The organism is Actinomadura hibisca NBRC 15177 (genome assembly GCF_001552635.1).
Lineage (GTDB): Bacteria > Actinomycetota > Actinomycetes > Streptosporangiales > Streptosporangiaceae > Spirillospora > Spirillospora hibisca.
In genome coordinates this window covers 1-19696 of sequence record NZ_BCRO01000001.1, presented here as the reverse complement: position 1 = coordinate 19696, position 19696 = coordinate 1, and the positions used below count along the sequence as shown (strand labels likewise).

At 74.0% G+C, this 19696-nt stretch carries 17 protein-coding genes; 9 read left to right on the top strand and 8 right to left on the bottom strand.

Translation table 11 applies throughout. The annotated features are described in order from the left end of the window. Positions 1-16 precede the first annotated feature (16 nt). Complete coding sequence (locus tag AH6_RS00085) at positions 17-928, bottom strand: Lrp/AsnC family transcriptional regulator (RefSeq protein WP_067471357.1); 912 nt, start codon at positions 926-928, stop codon at positions 17-19. Between the two features lie 702 nt (positions 929-1630). Here AH6_RS00085 and AH6_RS00080 point away from each other — a divergent pair. From AH6_RS00080 to AH6_RS00050, 7 genes are all read left to right on the top strand, one after another. Then, the gene (locus AH6_RS00080; RefSeq protein ID WP_067471354.1) at positions 1631-3067 is read left to right on the top strand and encodes a GuaB1 family IMP dehydrogenase-related protein; all 1437 of its coding nucleotides are present in this window, start codon (positions 1631-1633) and stop codon (positions 3065-3067) included. Positions 3068-3193: 126 nt separating this feature from the next. After that, a complete protein-coding gene (locus AH6_RS00075) occupies positions 3194-4705 on the top strand; it encodes an LCP family protein (protein ID WP_067471351.1) in 1512 nt (503 codons plus the stop codon). A 111-nt stretch (positions 4706-4816) separates the two neighbouring features. Further along, positions 4817-6328: an LCP family protein gene (locus AH6_RS00070; RefSeq protein ID WP_067471348.1), complete on the top strand. Its 1512-nt coding sequence runs from the start codon at positions 4817-4819 to the stop codon at positions 6326-6328. 17 nt (positions 6329-6345) lie between these two features. After that, positions 6346-6786 (top strand): hypothetical protein, encoded by a 441-nt coding sequence (locus AH6_RS00065; RefSeq protein WP_067471345.1) that lies wholly within the window; start codon positions 6346-6348, stop codon positions 6784-6786. Between the two features lie 50 nt (positions 6787-6836). Then, positions 6837-7190, top strand: coding sequence for a hypothetical protein (locus tag AH6_RS00060; protein WP_157431183.1), 354 nt, complete (start codon positions 6837-6839; stop codon positions 7188-7190). Between the two features lie 103 nt (positions 7191-7293). Continuing rightward, entirely contained in the window at positions 7294-8340 is a 1047-nt protein-coding gene (locus AH6_RS00055; RefSeq protein WP_067471339.1) for an enolase C-terminal domain-like protein, read from the top strand. Further along, entirely contained in the window at positions 8337-8900 is a 564-nt protein-coding gene (locus AH6_RS00050) for a P-loop nucleotide/nucleoside kinase family protein (RefSeq protein ID WP_067471336.1), read from the top strand. The genes AH6_RS00055 and AH6_RS00050 overlap by 4 nt, the downstream gene beginning before the upstream one ends. A 194-nt stretch (positions 8901-9094) precedes the next feature. Here AH6_RS00050 and AH6_RS00045 read toward each other — a convergent pair whose 3' ends face one another. From AH6_RS00045 to AH6_RS00025, 5 genes are all read right to left on the bottom strand, one after another. Continuing rightward, the gene (locus tag AH6_RS00045) at positions 9095-10210 is read right to left on the bottom strand and encodes an RDD family protein (protein ID WP_067471333.1); all 1116 of its coding nucleotides are present in this window, start codon (positions 10208-10210) and stop codon (positions 9095-9097) included. Positions 10211-10513: 303 nt separating this feature from the next. After that, positions 10514-11668, bottom strand: a complete 1155-nt coding sequence (locus AH6_RS00040) for an acyl-CoA dehydrogenase family protein (RefSeq protein ID WP_067471331.1) — start codon at positions 11666-11668, stop codon at positions 10514-10516. Continuing rightward, a complete protein-coding gene (locus tag AH6_RS00035) occupies positions 11665-13632 on the bottom strand; it encodes an acetyl/propionyl/methylcrotonyl-CoA carboxylase subunit alpha (RefSeq protein ID WP_067471328.1) in 1968 nt (655 codons plus the stop codon). The genes AH6_RS00040 and AH6_RS00035 overlap by 4 nt, the downstream gene beginning before the upstream one ends. 4 nt (positions 13633-13636) lie before the next feature. Beyond that, the gene (locus AH6_RS00030) at positions 13637-15169 is read right to left on the bottom strand and encodes an acyl-CoA carboxylase subunit beta (protein ID WP_245679109.1); all 1533 of its coding nucleotides are present in this window, start codon (positions 15167-15169) and stop codon (positions 13637-13639) included. Positions 15170-15225: 56 nt separating this feature from the next. Further along, positions 15226-16944 carry an acyclic terpene utilization AtuA family protein gene (locus AH6_RS00025; RefSeq protein ID WP_067471325.1) on the bottom strand — a complete coding sequence of 573 codons (1719 nt, stop codon included), beginning with the start codon at positions 16942-16944 and terminating at the stop codon, positions 15226-15228. A gap of 100 nt (positions 16945-17044) precedes the next feature. Here AH6_RS00025 and AH6_RS00020 point away from each other — a divergent pair, with 100 nt between their 5' ends. Further along, positions 17045-17665 (top strand): TetR/AcrR family transcriptional regulator, encoded by a 621-nt coding sequence (locus AH6_RS00020; protein ID WP_067471319.1) that lies wholly within the window; start codon positions 17045-17047, stop codon positions 17663-17665. Between the two features lie 11 nt (positions 17666-17676). On the opposite strand, the gene AH6_RS00015 is transcribed toward AH6_RS00020, so the two are convergent. After that, a complete protein-coding gene (locus AH6_RS00015) occupies positions 17677-17982 on the bottom strand; it encodes a hypothetical protein (protein WP_067471318.1) in 306 nt (101 codons plus the stop codon). A gap of 173 nt (positions 17983-18155) precedes the next feature. After that, positions 18156-18998: an SDR family NAD(P)-dependent oxidoreductase gene (locus AH6_RS00010; RefSeq protein WP_067471317.1), complete on the bottom strand. Its 843-nt coding sequence runs from the start codon at positions 18996-18998 to the stop codon at positions 18156-18158. Positions 18999-19086: 88 nt separating this feature from the next. Between AH6_RS00010 and AH6_RS00005 the strand changes: the two genes are divergently transcribed. Further along, on the top strand, positions 19087-19696 hold a 610-nt coding region (locus tag AH6_RS00005; RefSeq protein WP_157431182.1), incomplete at its 3' end, for a TetR/AcrR family transcriptional regulator.

The window sequence follows — 19696 nt, the reverse complement described above, 5'->3', positions numbered from 1 at the left end:
AGACGGCGGGAGCCGGTCAGGAGCCGTTCGGCGGCTTGTCGGGCAGCTCGACGGCGTAGGACTCCTTGACCACGTCCAGGTGGTGCCAGGACTCGCGGACGGTCGCGCCAGGCACCGCGCGGACGGCGTCCAGCACCGCCACCAGCTCGGCCCGGGACGCGGCCTCGGCCTGCCCGACGATGTCGTAGCGCCCGAAGCCGGTGGCCAGGTACCGCACGCCCTCCTGCTCGGCGACCGCCTCGGCGACCCGGCGCAGCGCGCCGGTCACCGTCAGCCCGAACCCGCCCAGCTCGGCGGCGCCCAGCGCGTGCGGGTCGGCCAGGCCGGTGACCTGGATGACGCCCGAGCGCATCAGCCGCACCACGCGGGCGCGGGTGGCGGCCTGCGACAGCCCGATGATGTGCGCGAGCCGCGTATAGGGGGCGCGCCCGTCGCGCTGGAGCTCCTGGAGGAGCCGCCAGTCGATGTCGTCGAGGGCGACCTCGCCGAGCGGGCGCACCACGGCGTGGGTGTCGCGGACGGTGGCCACCGACCGGAACACCTCGGCCGCGCGCACGCCGGGCACCGAGCGGATGTGGTCCACCTCGGCGGCCAGCGCCGCGTCGTCGCGGGTGCGGACCTGGGCGACCAGCGCGTAGGGACCGGCGGTCAGGGCGGTGAAGCTGACGGCGGGCCGCTCGGCGACGGCGGCGGCGACCTCGCGGGCCGCGCCCTCCACCGTCACCGACACGTGCCCGACGGCCTCGGCCCCGACGACGGCGGCGTGCACGATCCCCACGACGCGCACCACCCCGCTTTCGAGAAGGTTCTGCACGCGCGCCCGCACGGCCGTGCGGGAAAGCCCGACGCGATCGGCGAGCGCCTGGAAGGTCGCCCGGCCATCCCGCTGGAGCTCGCGGACGAGCACAGCATCGACCGCATCCAGCACGGCTGTCCTCCTCGACATGCGAAAAAAGATCGTTTCGACGGCAACTGCAAGATCATTCCATTTCCGGGCGGTATCCCGTCAAATATTGATCTTGCTCGTGTTCGGTGCCCGCCGCCGCCGTCGAAGCGTCGGCGTACGGCCCGGCGGCCGCCGATCGGGGGGCTCCGCGGAGCGGTACGGGAGCACAACGCGGCCGGGATCACCGGGCCGGACGGCGGCGGCGCGGGACGGCGCGCCCCGGCGGCGACGTGGCGATGATCACTCTGGCCCGCGCGGGGGTGGGCAACGGGACGCCCCGCGCGATATCGGACGCGGCGCGCAGCCGGCACCGGGTCTGCGAGGGTGACCTGCATGCGCTGCTCCCGGTGTTCTGCTGTGTGACGCCTTGACGGGGGTCCTGCCAGCCGTACGAGGCATATGTAAGAAAAGTGCATCGAGGGCGCAGTGACGTCAAGAGGTAACTTTACGGAGAGCTAAACCGCACGGGAAGCGCGCACCGGCGGCCCTTCCCGGCCACGGGCGCATCGGCGCAGGTGGGCCGGGCGGGAACGCTCCCGCGGCGGGGGCGGCGGCCGGGCTGAGAATTCCGATCTCCGTCGCGGTGCGTGCTGGGGCGGGTGCTTGGCCGGAGCACGGGAGGGTATGGATCACAATGTACGGTGGCCCAGCCACTCTCCTCCGCGATTGGTGTGTTAGACAGCCGTGCGCCTGCTGAACGGTGAGCACTCAGCTCACGATCTCACCTACAACGACGTCTTCATGGTCCCCCGCCGCTCGTCGGTCGGGTCCCGGCTGGAGGTGGACCTGTCCACCGACGACGGGAGCGGGACCACCGTCCCGCTGGTCGTGGCCAACATGACGGCGGTCTCGGGCCGCCGGATGGCCGAGACCGTCGCCCGCCGGGGCGGGATCGCGGTCATCCCGCAGGACATCCCCGCCGACGTGGTCTCCGACGTGATCGGCTGGGTCAAGAACCGCGACCTGGTGGTGGACACCCCGATCACCCTCGACCCGGCCAGCACCGCGGGCGAGGCGCTGGCGCTGCTGCCCAAGCGCGCCCACGGCGCGGTCATCGTCGTCCAGGACGACCGGCCGGTCGGCGTGGTCACCGAGGCCGACTGCCACGGCGTGGACCGCTTCGCCCAGCTGCGCGACATCATGTCCCGCGACCTGGTGACGCTCCCGGCCGGGGTCGACCCGCGCGAGGCGTTCAACCGGCTGCACGAGCGCGGCCACCGGCTCGCCCCGGTGGTGGACGGCGACGGCCGCCTGACCGGCGTCCTCACCCGCACCGGCGCGCTGCGCGCCACCCTGTACAAGCCCGCCGTCGACGGCGGCGGGCGGCTGCGCGTGGCGGCCGCGGTCGGCGTCAACGGCGACGTGGCGGGCAAGGCCAAGGCGCTGCTGGAGGCCGGGGCCGACCTGCTGGTGGTGGACACCGCGCACGGCCACCAGGAGAAGATGATCGCCGCGCTGGCCGCGGTGCGCGGCCTGGACCCGGGCGTGCCGATCGTGGCGGGCAACGTGGTGACCGCCGAGGGCACCCGCGACCTGATCGAGGCCGGGGCCGACATCGTCAAGGTCGGCGTGGGCCCGGGCGCGATGTGCACCACCCGGATGATGACCGGCGTGGGCCGCCCGCAGTTCTCGGCGGTGCTGGAGTGCGCGGCCGAGGCGCGCCGCCTGGGCAGGCACGTGTGGGCCGACGGCGGGGTGCGCCACCCGCGCGACGTGGCGCTGGCGCTGGCCGCCGGGGCCGCCAACGTGATGGTGGGCTCCTGGTTCGCCGGGACCTACGAGTCCCCCGGCGACCTCCAGCGCGCCGCCGACGGCCGGCTCTACAAGGAGAGCTTCGGCATGGCCTCGGCGCGCGCGGTGCGGCTGCGCACCGCCGAGGACTCCCCCTTCGACCGCGCCCGCAAGGCGCTGTTCGAGGAGGGCATCTCCACCTCCCGCATGTTCCTGGACCCGCAGCGGCCGGGCGTGGAGGACCTGATCGACTCGATCGTTGCGGGCCTGCGCAGCTCGTGCACCTACGCGGGCGCGCGCAGCCTGGAGGAGTTCCACGAGCGCGCCACCGTGGGCGTGCAGGGCTCGGCCGGTTACGCCGAGGGTATGCCGCTCGCCACGAGCTGGTAGAGCGCCGGTAGCCGCCCCGCCGGGTTTTCGCCACGCGCCGTGGCGGAACCGGGGGCGGCAACGCCGTGACCTGCACTGTTTACCTTCGGGGACGGATCATGACCACCGTCCCCGAAGGGGGCGCGGATGTACCGGAACAGCGGGCGCGGCGGACCGGCGGCCTCGGGCCGGACCCGGACGGGAACATCAACGGGGACGGGGACGGCGCGGGACGAGCCCGGCCCCGATCTGTTCGGCCCCTCCCCCGCCCGTCCCGGCTCCGCGATCCCGCGCCGCCGTCCCGCCGGTCTCGGCCTGGGCGAGGCGCTGTTGCTGACCGCGTTGTCGGTGGTGATGCCGGGCCTGGCGCACCTGCGCGCCGGGCGGACGCGCGCCGGGGGCGTGCTGCTCACCGCGTACGCGCTCGGCCTGGCCGCGCTGGGCGTGGCGGCCGGGCACGCCCGCACCCTCGTGCCCGAGCTGGTGGTGCGCCCGGCCTGGCTGGCGGCGCTGATCGCCGGGTGCGCGGTGGCGGCGGCCGCCTGGACGCTGCTGATCGTCCGTTCGTACGCGCTGCTGCGCCCGGTCCGGGCGTCGTTGCGGTCCCGCGCGGCGGGCGGCGTGGCCGTCGCGGTGCTGTGCGCCCTCGCGGCGGTCCCGCCGCTGGCGGTCGCCCACTACGGCCATCTCCAGAAGGACCTGCTCGACAGCGTCTTCACCGAGGCCCCCGAACTCCCTGAACCGGCACCCGCAGGGACGTCCCGTCCCGTGGCCGCCGCGCCGGTCCCCCGGCCCGCCGACCCGTTCCAGCGGACGGGCCGCCTGGACGTGCTGCTGCTGGGGGCCGACGCCGACACCGGCCGCCCCGGCGTCCGCACCGACAGCATGACGCTGGCCAGCATCGACACCCGCACCGGCGACACCGTCCTGCTGAGCCTGCCGCGCAACCTCCAGCGGGTGCCGGTGTGGTCGGGCCGCCGCCCGGTGCGGTTCCCCGCCAGGGAGCTGCTCAACGCCGTCTACCAGCACGGCATCGCGCACCCGGGGGCGCTGGACGGCCCGCGCGTCCGCAACCCCGGGGCCGAGCTGCTGAAGCGGACCGCCGGGCACATCCTCGGCCGCCCGGTCCCCTACTACGTCATGGTCGACATGCGCAGCTTCCGGCAGATCGTGGACGCGATGGGCGGGGTGCGGATCTGCGTCGACCGGGCGGTGCCGGTGCCCAAGCAGCAGGTGCCCGCCGGGGTGTTGCGGCCCGGTTGCCGGGAGCTGACGGGCCGCGAGGCGCTCTGGTACGGCCGCTCGCGGACCGGGGCCAGCGACTACGCCCGGATGGGGCGGCAGAAGTGCCTCATGTGGGCCATCGCCGAGCAGGCCGATCCGCTGGCGGTGCTGCGCGGCTTCCAGCGGCTTTCGGCGGTTTTCCGGAACTCGGTGAGCACCGATCTGCCGCGCGGGCTGCTGCCGGGCCTGGTGGCCCTGTCCGGCAAGATCAAGAACGCCCAGGTCACGAGCCTGCAGTTCGTGCCGCCGCTGGTCAGCACGGGCTCGCCGGACTACCCGGCGATCCGGCGGCTGGCCGCGCGGGCGGTGGCCGGACGGGCGTCGGGTGGTCCGGAAAGGGGTAGGTTGCTTACCCTGAACAAAAGCTGCACCTGACGACAGCACCGCCCGTATTCGGTCAACTACCACGCAACCCTTAACCGGTTTTGCGCGTCCATAATGTAGTCCGGGGGCTGAAATCACTGTGCGTGGGGGATCGGAGCGTACATGGCGAGTCGATCGGCCGGGCGTGCCCGAAAGCGGGACGCCGACCGGGCGCCCACCGGTGCCCGCGGCCTGACCCGCGCCCTGGGCCTGACCCTGGCGTCCGCCCTGGTGTGGGGCGTGGCCCACCTGTGGACCGGCCGCCGCTGGGCGGGCGGGTTGCTGCTGGGCGCGTTCGCGCTGCTCGGCGTCGCGGCCGTGGTGGCGGGCACGGTGTTCCAGGCCGACCTGCGGCAGCTCGCGGTGCGGCCCGACTGGCTCTCCGGCGTCGCCATCGGCATCCTGGCGCTGGGCCTGGTGTGGGTCACCATCGTGATCCGCTCCTACCAGGTGACCCGGCCCGACGCGCTCGCGATCGGCCCGCGCACGGCGGGCGCTGCCGCGGTGGCGGTGCTGTGCTTCGCGGTGGCGGTCCCGGTGGCCTGGTCGGCGCACCGCACCTACCTCGCCCAGGACGCGCTGAGCAGCATCTTCCGGGCCGGTGGGGCGGGCGGCCGGACGGTCGACGCCAAGGACCCCTGGGACGGCCAGCAGCGCGTCAACGTGCTGCTGCTGGGCGGCGACGCCGCCGCCAACCGGGAGGGCGTGCGCACCGACAGCATGACGCTCGCCAGCGTCGACACCAAGACCGGCGACACCGTGCTGCTGAGCCTGCCGCGCAACCTGGAGCGCTTCCAGATGCCGCCGGGCCCGGCCCGCGACCGGTTCCCCTACGGCTTCACCGGCGACGGCGCGGGCACGCCGGGGCTGCTGAACGAGGTCTACCAGTACGCCGAGGAGCACCCGGACCTGATGCCCGGGGTGCCCAAGGACGCGCGCGGCCCCGACATGATCAAGAAGACGGTCAGCGGCATCCTGGCCCAGCGGGTCGACTACTACATCCTGGTGGACATGTTCGGCTTCGCCGACATCATCGACGCCATGGGCGGCGTCCGGGTGAAGATCACCGAGCCGATCCCCTACGGCCTGCAGGGCGGGGTGCTCCAGCCCGGCGACCGGGTGCTGAAGGGCAAGGAGGCGCTCTGGTACGGGCGCTCGCGCACCAACAGCGACGACTACACCCGCATGGGCCGCCAGAAGTGCCTGCTGCGGGCGATCGCCAAGCAGGCCGACCCCAAGACCGTGCTCACCAAGTTCGACAAGCTCGCGGCCGCCGCCAAGCGGGCCATCTCCACCGACATCCCGCAGGAGCTGCTGCCGGCGCTGATGTCGTTGTCGGAGAAGGTCAAGAGCGGCGCCCGCATCAACAGCCTCCAGTTCGTGCCGCCGCTGATCAGCACCGGCGACCCCGACTTCGCCGAGATCCGGCGGCTGGCGGCCGCCGCGGTCCTCAAGCAGGAGACGGCCGCCGCGTCCCCCTCGGCCACCCCGACCGCGACGCCGAAGGGCGAGGACGTCTCCGACGGCACGAAGCGGAACACGCCGGGGAGCACCGCCTCCCCGACGCACGGCGGCACCCACGCGCCCCGCACCGACGCCAAGCCGGTGTCGCTGGACGCGACCTGTCCCTCCTGATCTTCGGGGGGCGCCCCGTGGAACGCGCGCACCGGTACCGGCGGGCGGTGAACCTGCTCAACCTGTCCACGCCGCTGGGCCTGCTGCTGGGCGCGGCGGGAGCGCGGGGCCGGGACCGGGCGCGCGGTCCCGACGGGCTGCTGGTGGTGGGCGGCTACCGGCTGCCGCTGCCGGACGCGCCCGCCTTCACGGTGGGCAACGTGATCCTGGTGCGCGGGGAGGCCGCCGGCCTGCTGGCGCGTCCGGCGCTGCTGCGGCACGAGGCCCGGCACGCCACGCAGTACGCGTTCTGCCTGGGCCCGGTCATGATCGGCGCGTACCTGGTGAGCGCCGGGGCGTCGCTGGCGCTGAGCGGCGACCCCGCGTCCTACAACCCGTTCGAGCGGCTGGCGGGGCTGGAGGACGGCGGCTACCGCAGGCGGTCGCTGCGGTTCGGCCGCATCCGGCCCAGAACCTGAGCGCCCCGCGCCGCGTCCCACCTTGTGACGCCACAACAGCGCAGGGGGCGATGACGATGGCGCGGACGCTCACCGGGGAATCCGACACCACCGGGACCGACACGTGGACTGACACGGGGCTGGCCGCCCTGGAGGAGCTGGGCGCGGAGCTGGCCCGCCGGGGCCGCCGCACGATGATCCTCACCGGCGGCCCGCGGCCGCGCCTGGAGGTGCTGGAGCGGTCCGGCGGCGCGCGGCGCGCGCGTGGGGCCGGTGCGGCGGCGTGCGCGGTGGTGTGCGCGCCGGGCGGGGACGGCGGGGCGTGGTTCTGGTGGGCGTGGGCCGACCGGATCGCCCCGGCGGGCGAGGCGGCGCTGGCCGCCGACCTGGTGGACCGTGCGCTGGGGGCGCGCACCGCCGCCTGAGGCGGCCGCCGCGCCCGGCCCGCCGCCACGGGTGCTTTCCCGGTCCCCGGAGGGGGGATCATGGAGGGGAGGACCGGTGAGCGGGGACGAAAGGCGGGCACGGGTGCCTGAGATCCACGGATGCGAGGCCTTCCGCGTGGCGATGCCGCGCGGGCGGCGGCCCGAGAGCGTCCTGGTCCGCGTCGTCGCGGGCGGGACCACCGGGTGGGGCGAGGCCGCGGTGACGGAGGGGTCCACGGCGTGGGCCGACGTCGCCGAGCGGATGGGCCCGGCGCTGATCGGCCTGGACTGGGAGCGGCCCGAGGACGTGTCGGCGGTCGCCGACCTGGGCGGCCGGGCGGCCGCGGCGGCGGTGGACGTGGCGTGCTGGGACCTGTGGTGCCGGACGCGGGGGCTGCCGCTGGCGCACGCGCTGGGCGGCACCCGCACCTCGCTGGTGACCGGGACGCGGATCTCGCCCGAGCCGATCCTGGACACGGTGGTGGGCCGGGTCAACCGGGCGGTCGGCGCGGGCCACACGCGGGTGACGCTGGAGGTGCGGCCGGGCTGGGACATCGAGCCGGTGCGGGTGGTCCGGGAGGCCTACCCGGCGCTGGCGGTCGTGGTGGACGCGGGCCACTCCTACACCGAGTCGCCCGAGCACCTGGCGGTGCTGGAGGGCCTGGACGCCTACGGGCTGCTGGCGATCGAGCGGCCGTTCGCGGCCGACGACCTGGCGGCGCACGCCCGGCTCCAGCGGCAGATCGGCACGGCGGTGGGCCCGGCGGCCGGTGACCTGGACACGCTGGAGGCGGCGATCGCGATGGAGGCGGGCCGGGTGCTGAACCTGCGGACCGACCGGTTCGGGGGGCTGACGGCCGCGCGCGCCGCGCACGACCGCGCGTACGCGGCGGGCTGGGACATCTGGTGCACCGGGACGGGCGCGTTCGGGATCGGGCAGGCCGCGGCGGTGGCGCTGGCGGCGATGCCGGGGGTGACGCTGCCCTCGGACGTCACCGACCCGGCGGGCGGCCCGGTGTTCGTGACGCCGCCGGTGCGCTCGTCGGGCGGGGTGGTGGGCGTGCCGCTGACGCAGCCGGGCCTCGGCCACGAGGTGGACGAGGCGCGCATCGAGCGGCTGGCGACGCGCCGGATGCGGCTGCCCGCATGACGCGGGGCACGGTGTGGGTGGTGGCGGGCCCGCCGGGCGGCGGCAAGACGACGGTGGCGGACCTGCTGCTGGAACGGCTGGACCCGGTCCCGGCGCTGCTGGACAAGGACACGATGTACGGCGCGTTCGTGGCGGCGACGTTGCGGACCTACGGGCGCGCGCCGGGCGAGCGTGAGGGCCCCTGGTACGACGAGCACGTCAAGCGGCACGAGTACGCCGGGATGACGGCGACGGCGCGGGAGATCCGCTCTCACGGCTGCCCGGTGCTGCTGAGCGGCCCGTTCACGGGGCAGATCCGCGTACCCGAACGGTGGGCGGAGTGGGTGGCGGCGCTGGGCGGCCCGGACGTGCGCCTGGTGTGGATACGGACGGACGCGGAGACGCTGCGCGCCCGCCTGAAGGAGCGCGGGTCGCCGCGCGACGTGGGCAAGCTGGCGGACTTCGCGGCGTTCCTGGCGCGGATGCGCCCGGAGGAGCCGCCACCGGTCCCCCACGTCGAGATCGACAACCGCCTGACCGCCCCACCACTGGCGGAGCAACTGGACGCCCTCCTGACCTGACGCCCGCCCAGGAAGCACCGTCGCGAGCTGGCCACCGCAGCTCCTTCGCCCGGCGGTCAGTACTTGCCAGGAGATCAGCGCGCAAGCGCTTGATGCCCGGCGGGCGGCTCGGTGGGGCGGCGGACAGACGATACGGGCGGCCGGCACCTGCCCGGCGGTTGGTGGCCGCCGGGCGATCAGCATCCTGCTGATGGTCAGTATCCGGCGGGCGGCTGGTGGGGTGGCGGCACGGGCGGTGCGGGTGGCGGCATGGCGGACGGCGGCTGCGGGGCGTAGTCGGGGGTCTGGTAGAGGTCGGCCGGGTTGAGGTAGGGCTGCGGAGGCGGCAGTGCGGGTTGCGCCGGGGGCTGCACGGCGGGCTGGCCGGGGCGGCGGTCCTTGTAGGCGTTCTTGAGGCGGCCGCCCAGCTTCTTGCCCGCTTCCTGCGCCTGCCGTCCCCGGTCGCTGTCCATGGCTCCGCGGACGCGTTCGGCGGTCTGGCGGCCCGCGCGCTGGGCCAGTTCCTGGGCCTGGCGAGCGCGTTCGGATTCCCGCGCCTGGCGGAGGCGGTCGCCGGCCGCCAGGCGGGCGGCGTTGTCGCGGGCGGCCTGCACTCCGGCCTGGGTGCCGTCCCACGCCACGTTCGCGCCCTGCCGGACGGCCTGGGCCGCGCGCTGGTAGGAGCGGGCGGGGACGACGGCCGTCCCGGCGACGCGGTCGGCGAGGCTGCGGCGGCGCTTCCCCGCGAGGGTGGGCAGGGCGTTGGCCGTGAACAGGGCGACGGCGGCCAGCCACGTCATGAGCGCGAGGAAGAACAGACCCTCAAGCAACATGACCCAGGCCAGCGCGTACAGGCCGGTGCCCGAGGCGGTGGACACCAGGGCGCGGCGTGCGGCGCGTCCCTTCCCGGTGCCGGAGGGGGCGTCGGCGGTGGCCTTGGCGGGGCGGACGCGGATGTCGAGCAGGGCCTTGCCGATCGTGCGGCCCCTCCAGGCGTTGCCCGCGAACTGGTGCAGCAGTTCGGCGAGGACGAGCAGGGCCAGCGCCTGCTGGATGGCGACGGTCGCGCTCCCCCACACCTGGCCGCCGACCTCTCCGGCGGCCTTGCCGACGTCGCCGCCGGAGGCGAACAGGCCGAAGACCGCGCCGGAGACGCTCTGGGTGACGTCGCCCGCCAGCTGCTCCTGCAAGCGGCCCCACGTCGCTCCGGCGAGGAGCACGGCGATGACGGCCAGCAGCGCGGCGTCGATGCTCCAGGCGGCCAGCCGCCGGGACCGCGCGGGCGGCGGAAGCGGTGCGGCGTGCTGCGCGGGCGCCTCGAAGGGCTGCATGGGCGGTCCCAAGGGCTGCGCAGGCGGCCCGTACGCGTGCGGGGACGCCTCCAACGCCTGCGCGGGTGGCCCGAAAGCCTGCGGAGACGCCCCGGACGCCGGGACGGGCGGCCCGAATCCCTGCGGGGACGGCTCGAAGCCCTGCGGCGGCGGCCCGTACGCGTGCGGGTACGGATCGCCGGGCGGAGGCGGGGGTGGCGGAGGGCCGTGCATCAGAGCAGCCTTTCCGTTGCTGGCCCCGGAGGGGGTGCCGGAACGGACAGGAGTCTAGGCAGGGTTGATCACCTCCGCCACGCCCTTCGCTCAGTAGGACTTGGGCAGTCCGAGGGAGTGCTGGGCGACGAAGTTGAGGATCATCTCCCGGCTGACCGGCGCGATGCGCATGAGCCGCACCACGCCCGCCAGCATGCCGACGCCGTACTCGCTGGTCAGGCCGTTGCCGCCGTGGGTCTGGATGGCCTGGTCCACGCAGTGGATGGCGGCCTCGGCGGTGGCGTACTTGGCCATGTTGGCGGCCTCGCCCGCGCCCATGTCGTCGCCGGAGTCGTACAGCCAGGCGGCCTTCTGCGCCATGAGCCGGGCCAGTTCGAGTTCGACCTTGCCCTGGGCGAGGGGGTGGGCGACGCCCTGGTGGGCGGCGATGGGGGTCTTGAAGACCTGGCGGTCCTTGGCGTAGGCGACGGCCTTGCCGAGCGCGAGGCGGCCGATGCCCGCGCCCATGGCCGACGCCATGATGCGCTCGGGGTTCAGGCCCGCGAACAGCTGGAGCAGGCCGCCGTCCTCGTCGCCGATCAGCGCGTCGTAGGGCAGCCGCACGTCGTCCAGGTGGCAGACGAACTGCTTCTCCGGCGACACGATCTCCATGTCGATCGGCGTCCAGGTGAAGCCGGGGACGTCGGTCGGCACGATGAACAACGAGGGCCGCAGGTTGCCCTTCTGGTCGGAGCTGCGCGACACGAACAGCACCGCGTCGGCCTCGTCCACGCCGGAGATGAAGGTCTTCTGCCCGCTCAGGACCCAGCCGTCGCCGTCGCGGCGGGCGGTGGTGGTGATGCGGTGGGAGTTGGACCCGGCGTCGGGCTCGGTGATGGCGAAGGCCATCTTGACCGAGCCGTCGGCGAAGCCCGGCAGCCATTTCCGCTTCTGCTCCTCGGTGCCGGAGCGGGCGATGATGGTGGCGCAGATGGCCGGGGACACCACCATCAGCAGCAGCGGGCACCCGGCGGCGGCGAGCTCCTCGCAGACGGCGGCCAGGTCGCCGATGCCGCCGCCCCCGCCGCCGTACTCCTCGGGCACGTTGACGCCGAGGTAGCCGAGCTTGCCGGCCTCGGCCCACAGCTCGTCGGTCTTCTCGCCGGCCTTGGCCTTGCGGATGTAGTAGTCGGCGCCGTACTTGGCGCCGAGCTCGGCGACGGCGGCGCGCAGCGCCTGCCGCTCCTCGGACTCGATGAAGCTCACTGCGGGGTCCCTTCGGAGATCACAGCGAGGACCGCTCCGGCCTCGACCTGCTGTCCTGCGCTGACGTTCAGTTCGGCGACGGTGCCTGCGGCGGGGGCGGCGATGCGGTGCTCCATCTTCATCGCCTCCAGCACCACCAGCGTCTGGCCCTCGGCGACGGCCGCGCCGGGCCCGGCCTCGACGCGCACGACGGTGCCGGGCATGGGGGCCAGCAGCGAGCCGGGCGCGACCAGGTCGCTGGGGTCGGCGAAGCGCGGCACGGCGCGCAGCGCGACCGGGCCGAGCGCGGAGTCGACGTGCACGCGGTCGCCCGCCACGTGGACGGTGAAGGAGCGGCGCACGCCCGCCACGTCGAGGGTGACGGCGTCGGGCGCGGCCTCGGCCAGGGCGAGGTCGTCGTGCCCTTCGGCGGCCAGGCCGTCGCGGGTGAGGCGGTAGGCGACCTCGACCGTCCCGGCCGGTCCCTCGTAGGTCTTGCGCTGCGGCTGGGAGGGCACGTTGCGCCAGCCGGACGGCAGCGCGCCCTGGATGGGCGCGGCGGCGCGGTTGGCGGCGGCGTCGGCGAGGGCGGCGGCCAGTGCCGACAGCCGCACGGCGTCCTCGTCGGCCAGCGGCGCGGCGAGGACGTCCAGGCCGACCTGGTCGAGGTAGCCGGTGTGGGTGTCACCGGCCAGGAACGCGGGCTCGGCCATGATGCGGGCGAGCAGGTCCCGGTTGGTGGTGACGCCGTGGACGCGGGCCCCGAGGAGGGCGGCGCGCAGCCGGCGGGCGGCGGCGGCGCGGGTCGGTCCGTAGGCGATGAGTTTGGCGAGCATCGGGTCGTAGTGGACGCCGACCTCGCCGCCGCTCTCCACGCCGCTGTCCAGACGCAGCCCGTGGGCGGCGGGGTTGGCGAACGCGGCGTCCACGCCGGGCACCTCGAAGGTGTGCAGGGTGCCGCTGCCGGGCCGCCAGTCGGCGGCGGGGTCCTCGGCGTACAGCCGCACCTCGATGGCGTGGCCGCGCGGGGCGGGCGGTCCCCCGGCGGGCAGCGGCAGGCCCTCGGCGACCTCGATCTGGAGGCGGACCAGGTCCAGCCCGTACACGCACTCGGTGACCGGGTGCTCGACCTGGAGGCGGGTGTTGACCTCCAGGAAGAAGAAGCGGCCGTCGGCGGCGAGCATGAACTCGACGGTCCCGGCGCCGGTGTAGCCGATGGCGGTGGCGGCGTCCACGGCCGCCGCGCACAACTCGGCGCGCAGCGCGTCGCCGACCGCCGGGGACGGCGCCTCCTCCACGATCTTCTGGTGGCGGCGCTGGATGGAGCACTCGCGCTCGCCCAGCGCCCACACGGTGCCGTGCGCGTCGGCGAGGACCTGCACCTCGATGTGGCGGGCGTTCTCCAGCAGCGGTTCGCAGAACACCGCCGGGTCGCCGAACGCGGACTGGGCCTCGCGGCGGGCGGCGGCGACGGCGTCGGGCAGGTCGGCGAGGGCGCGCACCACGCGCATTCCGCGACCGCCGCCCCCGGCCGACGCCTTGACCAGGATCGGCAGGTCCTTCTCGGTGACGGCGTCGGGGTCCAGCTCGGGCAGCACCGGGACGCCCGCGGCGGCCATCAGCTTCTTCGCCTCGATCTTGGAGCCCATCGCGGCGATCGCGGCGGGCGGCGGGCCGACCCAGGTCAGCCCGGCGTCCTGGACGGCGCGCGCGAAGTCCGCGTTCTCCGACAGGAACCCGTAGCCGGGGTGGATCGCGTCGGCCCCGGCGGCGCGGGCGGCGGCGATCACCAGGTCGCCGCGCAGGTAGGTGTCGGCGGGCGCGTCGCCCGGCAGCCGCACCGCCGCGCCGGCCTCGGCGGCGTGCGGGGCGGCCGCGTCGGCGTCGGAGAACACCGCGACGGTGCCGACGCCGAGGTCGCGGCAGGTGCGGAAGACGCGGCGGGCGATCTCGCCGCGGTTGGCCACCAGCAAAGAGTTGATCATCAGCTCACATCCGGAAGACGCCGAAGCCGTCGGCTCCGCGCACGGGCGCGTTGTGGACCGCCGACAGGCACAGGCCGAGGACGGTGCGGGTGTCGCGCGGGTCGATGACGCCGTCGTCGTACAACCGCCCGGACAGGAAGAACGGCAACGACTCGGCCTCGATCTGGGCCTCGACCATCTCGCGCATGGCCTTGTCCTGCGCCTCGTCGTAGACCTGGCCCCGGGCCTCGGTGGCCTGGCGGGCGACGATGGACAACACCCCGGCGAGCTGCTGCGGCCCCATGACGGCGGACTTGGCGCTCGGCCAGGTGAACAGGAACCGGGGGTCGTAGGCGCGGCCGCACATGCCGTAGTTGCCCGCGCCGTAGGAGGCGCCCATGACGACGGTGAGGTGCGGGACCCTGCTGTTGGCCACCGCGTTGATCATCAGCGCGCCGTGCTTGATGATGCCGGACTGCTCGTACTCCTTGCCGACCATGTAGCCGGTGGTGTTGTGCAGGAACAGCAGCGGGGTGTCGGCCTGGTTGGCGAGCTGGATGAACTGGGCGGCCTTCTGCGCCTCGTCGCCGAACAACACGCCCTGCGCGTTGGCGAGGATCCCGATCGGGTAGCCGTGCAGGCGGGCCCAGCCGGTGACCAGGCTCGGCCCGTACAGCGGCTTGAACTCGTCGAACTCCGAGGCGTCCACGATCCGGGCGATGACCTCGCGCGGATCGAAGGGCGTCTTCAGGTCCTCGGGGACGATCCCGGCCAGCTCCTCGGGGTCGTGCAGCGGCTCGCGGACCGGGGCGGGCGCGGGGCCGAGCCGCCGGTGGTTGAGCCGCTTGACGATCTGGCGGCCCAGGCGCAGCGCGTCGTGCTCGTCCACGGCCATGTAGTCGGCGAGGCCGGAGGTGCGGGCGTGCATCTCCGCGCCGCCCAGCTCCTCGTCGTCGGCCTCCTCGCCGGTCGCCATCTTCACCAGCGGCGGCCCGCCCAGGAACACCTTGGCGCGCTCCTTGACCATGACGACGTGGTCGCACATGCCGGGGATGTACGCGCCGCCCGCGGTGGAGTTGCCGAACACCAGCGCGATCGTGGGGATGCCCGCGGCCGACAGCCGGGTCAGGTCCCGGAACATGCGCCCGCCCGGGATGAAGATCTCCTTCTGGGTGGGCAGGTCCGCGCCGCCGGACTCGACCAGGTTGATGACCGGCAGCCGGTTCTCCAGCGCGATGTCGGAGGCGCGGAAGCTCTTCTTCACCGTCCAGGGGTTGCTGGAGCCGCCGCGCACCGTCGGGTCGTTGGCGACGATCATGCACTCGACGCCCTCGACGACGCCGATGCCGGTGACCACGCTGGCGCCGACGGGGAAGTCGCTGCCCCAGGCGGCCAGCGGGCTCAGCTCCAGGAACGGCGAGTCGGGGTCGAGCAGCAGCTCGATGCGCTCGCGCGCCAGCAGCTTGCCGCGCTTGCGGTGCCGCGTCACGTACTTCTCGCCGCCGCCCGCCAGCGCCTTGGCGTGCTCGGCGTCCAGGCCGGCGAGCTTGGCCAGCATGGCCGCGCGCCGCTCCCGGTACTCCGGGCCGTGCGGGTCGAGGGTGCTCTTCAGGGTCAAAGGACTGCCTCCGGGATGTCGACGAGGCGGGACCGCAGCCACTCGCCGAGGGCCTTGCCCTGCGGGTCGAACCGGGTCGAGGCGGATACGCCCTCCTGCAACAGCCCTTCGACGACGAAGTTGACCGCGCGGAGGTTGGGCAGGACGTGCCGGGTGACGGTGTGCTCGCGGGTCTCGGGGAGGAGCTCGGCGAGACGTTCGGTGGTGAGGAAGCCGTGGAGCCAGGCCCACTGGGCGTCGGTGCGGGCCCAGACGCCGATGTTGGCGTCGCCGCCCTTGTCGCCGCTGCGGGCACCGGCGACGCGACCGAGCGGGACGCGGGCGGTCGGGGTCGCGGGAACAGCGGAAACAGGCCGGGATTGAGGCTCCCGCTCTTCCCCGCCCTCCCCAGCAAGCTCCACCGCCGCGATAACGCGCCGCTCCCCATCAGGAAGCACCGCCACATGCTCGACGTCCCCGTTGGGCACGAAAGCCGGCCGGTACACCCCGTACGGGCTCCCCTTCCCCGGCGGCGACGTCATCGTGAACCCCGGGTACCCCGCGAGCGCCAGCTCCACCACGGCCCCGCTGAACGCCCGCCCCACCTTGTCGGCGTCCGGGTCGAGCACCGCGCACCGCAGCAGCGCCGTCGCCTCCCCCTGCGTCGCGGGGTCGGGCAGCGGCGAGCCGACCAGCGTCCACTCCACGCGCGCCGGGCGCCGCTCCCCGAACGCCGCCTCCAGCTGCGCCTTGGCGAACTCCGCCTTGGCCTCGACGTCCAGGCCGGTCAGCACGAAGGTCATCTCGTTGCGGTGGCCGCCCAGATGGTTCAGGCACACCTTGGTCGTGGCGGGCGGGGGCGTGCCGCGCACCCCGCCGACGGCGACGCGGTCGGGGCCGTCCTGGCGCAGCTCGACGGTGTCGAACCAGGTCGTCACGTCCGGGCCCGGGTAGGCCGGGCCGCCGATCTCGTACAGGAGCTGGGCGGTGACGGTCTCGGTGGTCACGCTCCCGCCGGTGCCCTCGTGCTTGGTGACGACGCCCGAGCCGTCGGCGTGGACCTCGGTGAGCGGAAAGCCCAGCGGCTTTACATTGTAGATTTCTTGGAAGAACGCGTAGTTGCCGCCGGTCGCCTGCGCCCCGCACTCCAGCACGTGCCCGAGCACGGTGGCGCCCGCCAGCGCGTCCCAGTCGTCGCGCGCCCACCCGAAGTGCGCCGCCGCCGGTCCGACGACCAGCGAGGCGTCGGTGACGCGGCCGGTCACCACGATGTCGGCGCCCGCGCGCAGGCACTCGGCGATCCCCCACGCGCCGAGGTAGGCGTTGGCGGTGAGGGGCGCGCCGTATCGGGAGTCGGCCAGGCCGAGCTCCTCGGCGCGCGGCAGCAGGTCGTCGCCCTCCACGTGCGCGACCTTGACGGGGACGCCCAGCCGGTCGGCCAGCTCGCGCAGCCGGTCGGCGAGGCCGCGCGGGTTGAGGCCGCCCGCGTTGGCGACGATGCGGGTGCCGCGCTCGGCGGCCAGCCCGAGTGTGTCCTCCATCTGCCGCAGGAACGTGGTGGCGTACCCGCCGCCGGGGTCCTTCATCTTGCCGCGGCCCAGGATCAGCATGGTCAGCTCGGCGAGGTAGTCGCCGGTGAGGACGTCCAGCGGGCCGCCCTCCAGCATCTCGCGGACGGCGGTGAACCGGTCGCCGTAGAAGCCCGAGGCGTTACCGATCCGCAGCGGTTGGCTCATGGCTGAACCCTGTCAGGCGGCCACGAAAAAATCAATCGCGCTTGATTGTTTTCCGGTCACCACGTTTGGTTGACTGGGACGCCACCGACCCGAGGACACCATGACCGCCCAGCCCCTCCCCCGCGAGCCCCGCCAGGACCGCAGCCGCGCGACCCGGCAGCGGCTGCTGGAGGCCGCCATCGACTGCCTGGCGTCGGGAGGCTGGACGAGCACGACCGTCACGGTGGTCGCCGAGCGGGCGGGGGTGTCCCGGGGCGCGGCCCAGCACCACTTCCGCACCCGCGAAGAACTGGTGACCGCCGCCGTCGAGTACGGCACCGAGGTCCGCATGTCCCAGATGCGCGCCCACCTGAACGGGCTGGCCGACCGCCGCCCCGCTGTGCTGGAGGTCGTCACCCTGCTCGGCGAGATGTACACCAGCCCGCTGTTCCGCGCGGCCCTGCAACTGTGGGTCGCCGCCAGCTCCGACGAGGCGCTGCGCGCCCAGGTGCTGCCGCTGGAGGCCCGCGTCGGCCGCGAGGCCCACCGCCTGACGGTCGAGGCGCTGGGGGCCGACGAGTCGGTCCCGGGCGTCCGCGAGACCGTGCAGGCCACGCTCGACCTGGTGCGCGGCCTGGGCCTGGCGGACCTGCTCACCGACGACTCGGCGCGCCGCACCCGCCTGCTCCACCAGTGGGCGGCCACCCTGGAACTGGCCCTGCACGCGAGCGCCCGCCCCTGACTCCCCCGCCGTCAGGGACAGGTGCCGACGCGCCTGGCCCAGGAGATCGGGATGTCCTCGTCATGATGCCGCCGCGCGAGATGCCGGTAGTGGAAGCTCTCCACGCACACCGTGACCCTGCTGCCGTTCCGGTAGCCCACTTCGACGCGGGCGTTGGTGGCGCTGCAATTCCGCCAGTAGTAGTGGCGGTAAGGATGCTCGTCCACGAAGGTGAGATCGCACCCGGTAGGCGGCTGCGGTTCCGCCAGCGCCGGACCGCTGACCTGCCCGGCGAAGACCACGACCGTAGCGATGACGCCCACCCTGAGCCGGGCCATGTCCTACCTCCACAAAGTGATCGCCGCCTACAGAACCCCGAGACGGACGGAGCCGACCTGCCTCCCATCACGGTCGACCATCGCTCCGCAGGGGGCCATGACCTGGCATGAGCCAGCCAGTGGTTGAACCATGAAAGACCGACCTCGACAGCGCCCCTGAACGCGAGCCGAACTCAAACGACTCCACGAAGCGCCGCCGCGCTGTCGATGCGGCGAGCACCCAAAGCAGCGACCAACCGTCCTACGACGGGCAGCTCCAGCGGGAGCAGCGACGTCGCCGGATAGACCAGACGACGATCCCCACGCCGCAGCGCGCGCACGATCGCCGTCGCCACCGCCTCGGGCCGCACCGGCGGCAGGACACGGGGCGGTGCCCCGCGCCACGGCAACAGGTCGATGTCGCGGAGCGCGGTGTCGGTCGACCCCGGCACGACCTCCAGCACCTCGACCGGAGTGCCCCGCAGCTCGTGCCGTAGGGAACGCGTCGCCTGCGCGAGCGCGGCCTTGCCAGCGCCGTAGTAACCGCAGAAGGGCAGCGGCACCGCCTGGACCGTCGAGGTGACGTTGACGATCGCGCCGCGCCCGGCCTGGAGCATGGACGGCAGGAGAGCTGCCGTCAGCGCGACCGGGGCCCAGAAGTTGGTCTCGAAGGCGGCACGGACCTCAGCGCCGTCCCCAAGACGCGCCTGAGCCTCAACCGTCCCGACCCCCGCATTGTTGACGAGGACATCGATCCCACCAAGCCCTTCCAGCACCGCCGACGCAAGCCCAGCAGCCACACCACGCTCGGACAGGTCAGCAGGCAGCACCAGCGGCACCGGGCACCCCGCCGCGCCGATGCCATCCGCCAGTTCGCGAAGCTTTTCCTCCCGCCGCGCGACGACCGCCAGCCGCGCACCATGCCCGGCCAGCTCCACCGCCAGGGCACGCCCGATACCGCTGGACGCGCCAGTGACCAGGACCCGTGCGCCGTCGAGCCGGACACCGCGCGCACGCCGAGAGAGACGAGATCCCATCACAGCCTCCTTGACTGATTATCAATCAGTCCTAGACGCTATGATCGCCCGCAACATCCCGTCAATCCCCGCCACCCACCCAAGGGCCATGACGACCGAAACCCCGGACCGCCGGACACGCCTGCTCCAGGCCGCCGCCGAACTGTTCACCGAACACCCCTACGACACGGTCACCACGACCCAGATCGCCCGCCGCGCGGGAGTGGCCTACGGACTCATCGCCCACCACTTCGGCAACAAGCGCGGCCTGTACCTGGCAACCGTCCAAGCCGCCGCCGACCACCTGCGCAGCGTCCGCGACGCACCCCCAGAGGGCGGCACACCCCTGGAGATGCTGCACAACGCCCTTGACCGCCACATCGCCTACATCGACGACAATGCGGCCGGCTTCCTCGCCCTCATGCACGGCAGCAACGGAGCCGATCCCGAAGTGCGCGCCATCATCGACGAACTGCGCTGGGAAGGCGCACGCCGCATCCTGGACGCCCTGGGCGTCACCGACCCCGCACCGCCACTCCTGCGCACGACGATGCACGGCTGGGTGGGCTTCCTGGACGAGACCATCATCGACCGCCTACGCCACGGGGACGTTCCGCGCTCACACCTGGTGGCCCTGGCCGCCGCAACACTGGTGACGGCCCTCCGCACCGCGACGGCATTGGAGCCCGACAGCGGAATCGACACAGAAGTGCTCGCCC